The sequence below is a fragment of the Candidatus Hydrogenedentota bacterium genome (assembly GCA_012730045.1).
GTDB lineage: Bacteria > Hydrogenedentota > Hydrogenedentia > Hydrogenedentales > CAITNO01 > JAAYBR01.
The window spans coordinates 1-10,444 of the sequence record JAAYBR010000129.1; the positions used below are offsets into that span (position 1 = coordinate 1).

The 10,444-nt window shown below is 67.5% G+C and carries 10 protein-coding genes; 6 read left to right on the forward strand and 4 right to left on the reverse strand.

All coding sequences use genetic code 11. From position 1 onward, the window contains the following. Positions 1–479 precede the first annotated feature (479 nt). Positions 480–2,423 (reverse strand): tetratricopeptide repeat protein, encoded by a 1,944-nt coding sequence (locus GXY15_14135; protein ID NLV42346.1) that lies wholly within the window; start codon positions 2,421–2,423, stop codon positions 480–482. Positions 2,424–2,720: 297 nt separating this feature from the next. Here GXY15_14135 and GXY15_14140 point away from each other — a divergent pair, with 297 nt between their 5' ends. The 6 genes from GXY15_14140 (at position 2,721) to GXY15_14165 (ending at position 6,952) form a co-directional block, all read left to right on the forward strand. After that, complete coding sequence (locus tag GXY15_14140) at positions 2,721–3,266, forward strand: RHS repeat protein (protein ID NLV42347.1); 546 nt, start codon at positions 2,721–2,723, stop codon at positions 3,264–3,266. A 5-nt stretch (positions 3,267–3,271) separates the two neighbouring features. After that, on the forward strand, positions 3,272–3,640 hold the full coding sequence (locus tag GXY15_14145) for a hypothetical protein (GenBank protein NLV42348.1): 369 nt from the start codon (positions 3,272–3,274) through the stop codon (positions 3,638–3,640). After that, complete coding sequence (locus GXY15_14150) at positions 3,637–4,167, forward strand: hypothetical protein (protein NLV42349.1); 531 nt, start codon at positions 3,637–3,639, stop codon at positions 4,165–4,167. The genes GXY15_14145 and GXY15_14150 overlap by 4 nt, the downstream gene beginning before the upstream one ends. Before the next feature lie 577 nt (positions 4,168–4,744). Next, entirely contained in the window at positions 4,745–5,719 is a 975-nt protein-coding gene (locus GXY15_14155) for a Gfo/Idh/MocA family oxidoreductase (protein NLV42350.1), read from the forward strand. A gap of 30 nt (positions 5,720–5,749) precedes the next feature. Continuing rightward, positions 5,750–6,115: a hypothetical protein gene (locus GXY15_14160; GenBank protein ID NLV42351.1), complete on the forward strand. Its 366-nt coding sequence runs from the start codon at positions 5,750–5,752 to the stop codon at positions 6,113–6,115. Positions 6,116–6,133: 18 nt separating this feature from the next. After that, positions 6,134–6,952, forward strand: coding sequence for a hypothetical protein (locus GXY15_14165; GenBank protein NLV42352.1), 819 nt, complete (start codon positions 6,134–6,136; stop codon positions 6,950–6,952). Here the strand turns inward: GXY15_14165 and GXY15_14170 are convergent. Genes GXY15_14170 through GXY15_14180 form a run of 3 tightly spaced genes read right to left on the reverse strand, consistent with a single transcriptional unit; the run spans position 6,936 to position 10,108 of the window. After that, a complete protein-coding gene (locus GXY15_14170; protein NLV42353.1) occupies positions 6,936–7,688 on the reverse strand; it encodes a hypothetical protein in 753 nt (250 codons plus the stop codon). The two genes, GXY15_14165 and GXY15_14170, sit on opposite strands and share 17 nt — an antisense overlap. 9 nt (positions 7,689–7,697) lie before the next feature. Continuing rightward, positions 7,698–9,389, reverse strand: a complete 1,692-nt coding sequence (locus GXY15_14175; protein ID NLV42354.1) for a tetratricopeptide repeat protein — start codon at positions 9,387–9,389, stop codon at positions 7,698–7,700. Positions 9,390–9,418: 29 nt separating this feature from the next. Then, positions 9,419–10,108, reverse strand: coding sequence for a ribonuclease HII (locus GXY15_14180; protein NLV42355.1), 690 nt, complete (start codon positions 10,106–10,108; stop codon positions 9,419–9,421). Positions 10,109–10,444 lie beyond the last annotated feature (336 nt).

Here is a 10,444-nt window from a genome sequence, read left to right on the forward strand (position 1 = left end):
ACGCTGAAAGCGTTGCCGAATATAGCCCAGGCCAGGCCGCCGCCCGAAGGGCCAGGCCTGCCCTGGGTTGCCCGCGCAGAACCATCATGCCCCAACGGGGCAGCCGAAATTGCGGCGGGGGGACCGGGCCGGCCTTGGGAAACGCGCGGTCCCAGTCGCTTTTCGTGTGCCCCCGCGCGGGCAAGCCCACGCGAAGAAAGGCGGCAGCAAGCTGCCGCACTCCAAGGCGCTGCGCGCTGTGCGGGCCCGGGGCTTCGGAGATGGGCGGCGGCCTCCGGGGTGTGGCCGGTGGGGATGGAATCGCCGACGAGCGGGGCGCGCGTTTGCGCGGAGAGCGTCGCGAAAAGGGGGGGAGTGCGCAGCCGCGCCCCGCTGCCGCATGGACAAATGGCCGGGACGCACCGCCGGGAGAAAATAAACCGCAACACAGGACAACTTTCGCGCCGGGGCGTCTTTCGCGGACGCCCCGGCGCACCGTTTCAGTCCTTCAGCGCCTCCACGAGCACGGGGTCGGGCCGTCCGCCGCGCCTGGGGATTTCCGCCGCCGCGGCGCGGGCGGCGTCGCGCTGCCCCGCGCGCAGCAGCACCACCGCCAGATCGTGCCAGGCGTCGAGACGGCCGGGGGCCAGCTCGGTGACGCGCCGGTAATGCGCGACGGCCTGCGCGGGCATGTCCTCCTGGGCGTAGTAGGCCCCCATGATGAATATCTTGTCCACGTCCCGGAAATTCACCGGCGGGGCGGCGGGCCACAGGCCCTGGTCATACGGCTTTGGGTCGTCGGGCCGGTTCTTCTTGTAGATGCGGTACTGCACATCCATGCTGGTTTCTATCCATCGGATGCGCTGCGCCTTTTCCGGGTCCGCCAGAAACGCCGCCACCGGGTGGTAGTTGATTCTGAGCCACGTTGGCATCTGGAACGAATACAGCACCTCGGCGTCCCGCAGGAACAGGTATTCCGGCTTCAGCTCCCGCAGCATGTTCTCCAGCGAGCGCCGCGCCTGCGGCGTCTTCCGGCTCCAGTCCACCACGGCGCGGCTGTCGAGACCCGGCCAGTCGTAGACGTTGCCCCGCGAGTAATACCCCATGTAGCCCAGGGGCTCGCCGCCCACCGCCTCGTCCGGCTGCATCCGGTCGCGCAGGTATTCCCCGGCCGCGCGCCGCACGGGGTTCTCAATGTCCCGCTGGATCTGCCGCTCCGTGAGAAAGGTGAGCGGGAGCACGGCCGCGAACAACCCCACCCACGCCGCCGCCACCGCCGTCTGTGTCCGCACGCGCCAGGGCGCGGCCAGACGCGACAGGGCGGCGTCCAGCCCCGCCGCCGCCAGCAGCGCCAGCGCGGCAAGATAGGGCATCTTGTACCAGGAGAAGGTGATCGGGACGAGGTAGACGTAGTAGAACGTGTACACCGCCGCGAATCCGGCCACGGGCCACAGAACGCGCCGGCGGCGGGTGGCGCAGAGCGCCGCCCCCGCGAGGGCAAAGGCGCCCATGACCAGCCCCACAGGACTCGCCTTGCCGAACGAGAAGAAGGCGTGGAACGACCCGCCGTGGCCGCAGAACGTGGGCCCCAGCATGATCAGCAGCTGCTCGCCCAGCACGGTCCAAGTCTGTTTCACGATGCCCGCCGCGCCCATCGCCCCCGGTGCGTCGTACCATTTCACATAGCCCAGGCCCTTCGCGAGGATCGTGTGGGGCACCGGCGACCCGTAATAGAGCGTGGTGAACGCGATCCAGGGCAGGTACAGCGCCAGCGCGACGGGGATGACCACGGTGAACAGCCGTTTCCGGTCGTGGAGGAGGCCGCAGACCCCCGGGATGATGGTCCAGAACGCGAAATCGGGCCGCGCCAGCATGCACAGCCCCAGGCTGATCCCCAGCGGCAGGGGCTTCCACGCGACGGTGTAGTAGAACGACATGACCAGGATCAGCGTGGCGATCTGGGTCTCCATGCCCGCCATGCCGAAGAGAATCTGGTGGTGCTCCACCGCCAGAAACCCCGCCACCATCAGGGTCAGGGGTGTGGACAGGCGCACCGCCGGGTGGATGCCCAGTGCGACGGCGTACACCACCGTCAGCGCCGCGGCGGGGATGGAGACCAGCTTGATGAACTCCAGGCCCAGCCCGATCCGGATCATGTCCGCCACCAGCGGCACCAGCACGCTGAGCGGGCTCGTGAACCCGTGGAGCGGTGGCTCGCCCGGCCGCACATGGGTCAGCCCCAGCCCCGCCGCGAAATTCTCCGAATGCAGGCAGGTGATCAGGGAGTCTTCCCAGTACCGGTTCGTGACTGCCCAGAACACGATCCGCAGGAGCATTGCCAGCGCCGCCAGCGCCAGCCCGGCCCGGACAGCAGCCCGGTTCTCCGGCGCGTCAAAGCCGTCCAGCGAAAGCCCCCGGCCCAGAAGATGTGCAAAGCGATCCATAAGCGTCCCGCCATGTCCCAGTTTCCCGGCCATGATGCACACACGGCGCGCATCCCTGCAAGGTTTGACCCCCGTGTTGCAGGGAAGAAGGTGTCCGCAGATCGCGCAGATGGGGAGGGCGGGACGCGGTTGGGCGGGTAGGGGCGGATCATCATCCCCCCTCTTCGGGGCCGGAGGGCGCGGGCGGACCGGTTGACTTTTCCTGCATACTGTGATAGTCTGCCCTTGGAAAGGTCGGGCTGCGGACGGAGTGTCCGTGATCCCGGCACAAGTGGGGACATTGCGGTGGGCACGACAATGAACACGAACGCCCTGCGGCGGGAGGTGTCGGGTCAGGGCGGGTTTCGTTTTGACAATGTGTCGGTCCATGCGCGGTTGCTGGATGCGGCGAAGAGCACGACCTATGCCTACAACACGTCGAACCAGCTCACGTCGAGCGTGACGAACAGCGTCACCACCACCTACACCTATGACGCCTGGGGGCGGCTGGCCACGCGGGGGCAGGGGAGTTATGCCGCGTCGTATGCCTACCGCTACGGCGGGCGGTCGTTTATCCGTCTCGTTCCCAAGTTGCACTTGGGAATGCCCCTGGGGGCAAAGCTGCGCTTTGCGTTCCCACCCCCTTCCCCGGCCCGTGCCCCGCGCCGCAGCAATCGCGAAGCAGAGCTTCGCGGACAAGCCCATTCCCAAGTACAACTTGGGAACGAGGGCAAAGACTGCTATGAACACTGCGCGGACGATTATTTAGAAGCATTGGCGAGATGTCGTAGAAACAAATGGTGTATTGCAAGGGCGTACGCCACCCTAAGGTTCTGTTACATACGCTGTCTTATAGGGATGTAGAAAAAATGAAGAAAAGAATATTGGTAACAACAACGCTTCTCTTGCTTGCCTATGGTTGCACCCAAACCTTTAGTCCAGAAGAGGAGAAGCAAATGCAAGTAGTGAAAAGTCTTGGGCGTCATTTGCAGTGCATTCCTCCTAGAACTAGGACAAGCTACTCCGTTGAACCCATGTCTGACGGATATGCCGTATTGGTTGAGCCTGAGGTAACCTCCGGCACTCCCATTGTGTATGCTTATTGGGTCAAGGGGGAGGAGGTTTATACAGTAAATGAAGAAGCCGCCAAGTGCTCTCCCGGATTGCCTGTGGCACCCAAAGAAATTACTTATGAGTCCGTATACAAAACCATTCAAGAGGCAAAGGAGCATTGGTGAAGAAAGCTGGCTGGGACACCATCGCCGAGTACACGGACAATGACACGGACTGGGCCGTGGAGGGGTTCTCCAAGTTCAACGTGATGACGGACTTCATGCACCCCCTGGCCGAGGCGACGGTCGCCTCCGGGCAGCCGCCCGCCAACGCCGCCTACAGCTATCTGGCCCTCGACCACCTCTCCAGCACGCGCGGCGTCTTCAGCCAGACCAAGACCCAGACCGGCACGATGGAGTTCCTGCCCTACGGCGCCCGCCACACCGCCACCGGCACGCTGCCCCACCACCAGTTCACCGCCAAACCCTACGACACCGGCACGGGGCTCTATACCTTCCCCTTCCGCCACTACTCCCCCGCCATGGCCCGGTGGACCGGCCCGACCCCGCAGGGCTCGTGGATGGGCCGAGTGTGTATGGGTATAGTCGCTCATGCCCCGTCAACAACACAGACCCATTGGGGCTGTATAGCCTCCTGGGCGATCCCTGCGCGTGTCCGCAATCCTGCGGAGAAAAATATTCGTGTTGTGTAGATCGTGAAATGAATAAATAGAATAAATAGGGACAGTCACCGTTTAGTTTGACTCCCTGGGCTACGCGCTGAACGTGGAGAGCGAGCCCACGTGGCGCAACCCGGCGGACGGTCCGCAGATTACGCAGATTTGCGCAGAGGGGGGATGGGGGGTGGTTGGGCGGGTAGGGGCGGATCATCCTCCGCCCGCTTCGGGGCTGCGAGGGCTGCGGGCCCTGATCGCCGGATAAGAAACGGTCGCGGACGTGTTCGAGGCAGGGCACGCCTTGTGGGTTCGCGCTGACAGCATCGGCGCCGTCGAAGGCGCTCACTCACCCATGAGATGCGGAGAGATTTGGGGCTTTCCGACAAGAGGTTGCCGCGTCGGCCGGGGCGGCCTCCTCGCAATGACCGTGGAAATGCGCGTCATTGCGAAGGCGCACAGCGCCTGAAGCAACCTCGTTCTCGCCTCGGCTTCGGTTTTCACAATATCTTATCCGGCGAACAGGCGTGCCCGGTGCGGGTGCGGGGGGCGGGGGGGACGTGGTATGCTGGACCGATAGCGGCGGCGTTGGCCCCGGAAGAGAAGGAGATTCCCGATGCGTCATTTGGTGCTTTTTTCGATGTCTGCGGTGCTGGCGGCGGGGGGGGCGGCGGCGGCGGACCTGCGGGTGGGCATGATTGGGCTGGACACGTCGCACGTGATCGCGTTCACCCAGTTGCTGAACGACCCGGACAACCCGAAGCACATCCCGGGGGCGAAGGTGGTGGCGGCGTTCAAGGGGGGCAGCGCGGACATCGAGTCGAGCGCGTCGCGCGTGGACGGCTACGCGAAGGAGCTTCAGGAGAAGTGGGGCGTCAAGATTTTCGACACCATCGAGGAGATGTGCGCCCAGGTGGACGTGGTGATGCTGGAGAGCGTGGACGGGCGGCCGCATCTGGAGCAGGTCCGGCCCGTGTTCGCCGCGAAGAAGCCGGTGTTCATTGACAAGCCCGTGGCCGGGTCCCTCAAGGACGCCGTGGAAATCTTCCGGCTGGCGAAGGAGTCGGGCGTGCCCTGCTTCACCGCGTCGTCCTACCGCTTCTACCAGTCGCTGAAGGACGCCATGAAGGCGGACATCGGCCCGGTGAAGAGCTGCATCTCCATCGGGCCGTGCCATTTGGAAGAGCACCACCCCGACCTGTTCTGGTACGGGGTGCACGCCACCGAGGCGCTGTTCACCGTCATGGGCGCGGGCTGCGTCTCCGTGACGCGGACCACGTCGGCGGACACGGAGGTGGTCACGGGCCTGTGGGCCGACGGCCGGGTCGGCGTGCTCTACGGCATCCGCACCAGCGGCACGCCGCACAAGGTGGTCATCTTCGGCGAGAAGGGCGTCAGTGAGCAGGAGAACAGCGGCGACTACGCCAACCTCGTCGTCGAGGTTGTGAAGTTCTTCCAGACCGGTGTCGCCCCCGTCTCCCCGGAGGAGACGCTGAACCTGTTCGCGTTCATGGAGGCGGCGGACGAGAGCAAGCGCCGGGGCGGCGCTGTGGTGTCCATTGAAGAGGTGATGGCCGCCGCGGGGAAATGACCCCGGCGGCGGATCCAAGGGAGCGGTGCGATGAGGCCGACGGTCTGTCTTGTCCCGCTGTTGTCGGCGGTTTTTTTGGCCCTCGCCGGGTGCGGGGCGCTGTTTCCCCCGGCGTCGGTGACGGACCTGGCGGCGGACACGGGCCCGGGGCGGGTGACGCTGACGTGGACCAATCCCGGGGACCGCGACCTGGCGGGCATCCGCGTGATGCGGCGGCCCGACGCCTATCCGGTGTCGCCGGAGGACGGGACGCTGGTGTATGACGGTCTGGGAACCGCGGCGACGGAGACGGGGCTTGTCCCCGGCTCCAGGCTTTTCTACGCCGTGTTTTCTTATGACAAACATGGAAACCACGCGCCGGCCGCCGGGGTGACGGTCACGGTGCCGGGGGCATAGCGACAGAGGAGAGCAGCCGTGCGAAAGATGACACGCCGCGGGTTCATCGCGGCAGGGACCGCCGGTGTGATGGGGGGCGCCTGGCTTGCGGCCGGCCAGCACGCGGCGACGCCGGGTCCGCTGACCATCGCGGTGATCAACGACCTGCACATCACCACGCCGGAGTCCGCCGCCTATCCCGGCGCGGCCATGGAGGCCATCAACCGGGACGCCCGGGTGGGGCTGACCGTGGTTGCGGGGGACCTGGTGGGGCTGGCCTGCAAGTCCCAGATGGAATGCGCGGCCGCCTGCGTGGGCCGGCTTGCAAAACCCTTCCTGGCCCTTCCGGGAAACCATGACGTGCTGCCGATCCCCACGCGGACGCTGGTCGAGTTCAACCGCTTCTTTGGCGAGCAGCACTGGATGCGCGACCTGGGCGCGTGGACCCTGCTGGGCTTCAACTCCTGCGAGGGGATGGAGAGCGACGTGACGGTGCCCGCCAAAGAGCTGGACTGGCTGCGCGCGCGGATCGCGGAGACGGACCCCGCCCGGCCCGTCGCGCTCTTCTGCCACCACCCGCTCAACCCGAACACCAAGGCCTACCGCATCGGGAACGCCGAGGAGATTCTGGCCCTCTTCTCCGGGCGCCGGCTCCGGGTGGCCGTGGCCGGCCACTGGCACGGGAACCAGGAAGAGGAGCGCGACGGCGTCCTCTTCGCCACCACCGCCTGCTGCTCCATGACCCGCGACAACTTCGACGGCACGAAGCCCGAGGGGTACCGGCTGCTCCATCTGGCAGATGACGGCGGGGTGACGACGGAGTTTGTGGAGGTTTCCCCGCCTACCAGCCCCCAATGAGCCCCAGCACGGCGCCCACCACCACGGGAATGTAGAGGTTGTCGTCCGGGTAGACGCGGCGCAGCCAGCCCGTGACGGCGGGGTGCGGCGCGGGCATCCGGCGCAGGCGCGCGATCGCCCATGCCGCCAGCCGCAGCAGGTCGCTCTCCGCCCACGCCCCCGCCAGCGCCGCCGCCGCCAGCGTCCAGGGCGCGAAGGGTTTTCCCATTGCCGCCCCCGTGGCGGCCAGCACCGCCATGGCGCACACGAGAAACGCCGCCAAACCTACCTTCCGCATTCCTCTGGGAAACCGTCCGCGGACCATGTGCCGGGCGAGCGAGGCCGCCGGGTCCGCCAGCGCGGTGACGGCCAGTGCCCCGGTCACTGCGGCGGACCCCAGGAGGCCAAAACGGTAGCCTGTGGCCAGCAGGGCCGTGGCCAGCATGAGCCACGTCGAGGCGTTCACATGCGCGCGCTCCTCGCCGCGCAGCACCCACCGCACGAAGGGCAGCCGCTCGATGGCCTCCTCCTCCTTCGGCGACCGGAACCGCGCCGCCTCCATGAGAAACGCCGCCACCGTTTCCACCCACGCCACCCCCATCAGCAGGTCCGGTCCCGCCACCGGCTCCCGCACCCCCTTCAGCAGGTGGAACAGGAAGACAATCAGGGCGCATCCGATGACATGCCAGCCCTTTCGCCAGGGGTTAAAGGCATGGGCGGGGCTTGGGGGTGCCGCCCTGTCTTCCGCCCCTTCCATGCGCTTCCCCTACTCCTGGGGCTTCTGGTGCTGCCGCAGCTTCTTGCGCACCTCGTCCAGCTTGGGGTCGAGACGCAGGGCGCGCCGCCACTCTGCGACGGCGCGGGCGGTGTCGCCGAGGCACAGGTGGATGTCGCCCAGATGGTCGCGCAGCACCGCGTCGTCGGTGTTCATGCCGTATACCGCGCGCTGGACATGGTCCAGCGCCTCCTTGCAGCGCCCCTGGCGGTAATAGACCCAGCCCAGGCTGTCGAGGTAGAAGGGGTTGTCGGGCTCCAGTTTCAGCGCCCGGTTCAGCAGCGCCTCCGCCTCCTTCAGGTTCACGCCGCGCTCGGCGTAGAAATAGCCGAGATAATTCAGCACCTCGGCGTTGTCGGGGTCCAGTTCCAGGAAGGCCTTCAGGTTGCGCTCCGTCTCCACATCATTCTTCATCTGCTCATGGCAGGTGGCCAGATGGTAGCGCGACCAGCGGTCTGCGGGGTCCGCCGCGGCCAGTTCGCCGAAGACCGCCGCCGCCTCCGACCAGCGCTCCAGCACCTCCAGCACCCGGCCGCGGATGCCGCGCAGCACGCGGGACCCCCGGACCGCCGGATTGTCCGAGTCGAGGGCGGCAAAGAGCTGCGTGCCGGCCTCCGAGAATCCAAACAGGCGGAGCATGTCCGCCAGCGTGGTGGCGGTCTCCTGCTCCAGGTCGCCCTCCATGGCGTCGAGCGCGGCGATTTCCCCCGCCGGATCGCCGCCCTCCGCGAGGAGGCAGAGCACGCGCAGCATGCCCGCCAGCAGCGGCGCGCCGCTCTCGGGGGCCGTCTCGTTCGCCGCGCCGCACTCGCCGGTGCGGAACAGGAGCCAGGCGGCCTGGAAATGGTGCTTGGGCGCGGCGTCCTTGCCCCTGAGGATCAGGCGCATGCAGGCCAGGGCGTCCGGCGTGTTTCCCGCGCGCTCAAAGGCGCCGGCGAGGGACTCCAGCGCCGCAACGTCGCCCGGCCGCAGGTCCAGGTAGTGCTTGAGGCGGGCGACGGCCTCGTCATGCTGCCCCGCGTCCAGCAGCAGCACGCCCAGGAGCAGGTGGGCCTGCACCACGCGCGGCTCCAGCTCGATGACTTTCCGGTAGGCCGCCAGGGCCCCGTCCCGGTCGTTGATCTGGGCGAGCGTCCCCGCGAGCTGGTAATACAGCGCGGCGGATTCCGGGTTCCGGGCGATCAGGCGCTCATAGATGTCCACCGCCGCCACCATGTCGTTGCGCTGCTCCTGCACCTCGACCAGGGCGCCGTAGCCCAGCAGGTCGTCGGGCCGCAGCTCGATTGCCTTGTTGAAACAGGTGATGGCCTCGTCAAACTGCTGCAGCGCGTGGTGGCTCTCCCCCCGGATCAGCCACAGGTCCGCGTTGTCCGGCTCCAGTTCCGCGGCGCGCCGGCTGACCTTCAGCGCGCTCTCCAGGTCGCCCTGCCGCCGGTGCGCCCGCAGCAGGCCCAGCAGCGGCGTGACCGCCTCCGGGTCCAGCGCCGACACCTCGTTCAGCGAGTCCATCGCGAGGTCCAGCCGCCCGCGGCGTTCCTGCACAACGGCGGCGATGTAATGGGCGTAGGCGCGCGCCTGCGGGGTGGCGTCGGCGGCGACGGTCCAGGAGTCCTGGGGGAACAGGTCAATCCCCCCCAGCACGGCGCATCCGGCGGCCAGGGCGGACAACAGCAGCGAGCTCATTTTCATCCATCTACCCATCAAAAACGCTTTCACTCTTCCGGGGGGAGGGGCCACAGGCCCCCTTCCGGCGCGCCGCCCACGGGCGCGAAACTGCGGCGGTGCTCGGGGCAGGGGCCGTGGCGGCGCAGCGCGGCCAGATGGTCCGCCGTGCCGTAGCCCTTGTGCCGGCCAAACCCGTACTGCGGGTACCGCGCGTCCAGCACCGCCATGCGGCGGTCCCGTGTCACCTTGGCAATGATACTCGCGGCGGCGATGGAAAGCGAACGCTGGTCCCCCTTGACCAGCCGCAGCACGGGCTGGACCACGCCCGGCAGCGCAAACCCGTCCACCAGCAGAAAGTCCGGCGGGGGCGACAAACCGGCCACCGCGCGCGCCATGGCGGCGTAGTTCGCCGGCTGCAGCCCGATCCGGTCCAGCTCCCCCGCCTCCACCACCCCGACCCCGATGGCGTGCGGGCCGCCCATCAGCGTTTCATACAGCTCCTCCCGGCGGGCCTCTGTCAGTTTCTTGGAGTCGTTCAGCCCCGGCACGGGAAACGCAAGCACCACCGCCGCCGCCGCCAGCGGCCCCGCCAGCGGGCCGCGCCCCGCCTCGTCCACGCCGGCCACCCGGAGGAAGCCGTTCTCCGCCGCCTGCCGCTCAAAGGCAAGCATGGCGTGAAGGCGGAGCGTCTCCCGCTCCGCCGCCGTGTCCGGTGCTGTTTCGCGTCTTTTGGGCATGGCAAGACTTTACCCGGTTTTCACGGGGGAGGCAAGCCGCTCCCTCAGGGGCAATCGTACCAAAATCCGCCCACCCTTCCTGACAAGGAGTTCCTTCGTTCCCTGTTCCTTGCCCTCTTCAACGCTGAAAGCGTTGCCGAATATAGCCCCGGGCAGGCCGCCGCCCGAAGGGCCAGGCCTGCCCTGGGTTGCCCGGACGGAAAGAATCAGGGCAGCCGAAACGGGGACGGGCACCCAAAGACAAGGCCGGCGGGACGCCAGCGGTACGAAGAAGACCTGCGGGGCAGTTCCGTACCGCAGGCGTCCCGCCTGCCTTGTCTTCTTCCCGGCGCGCAA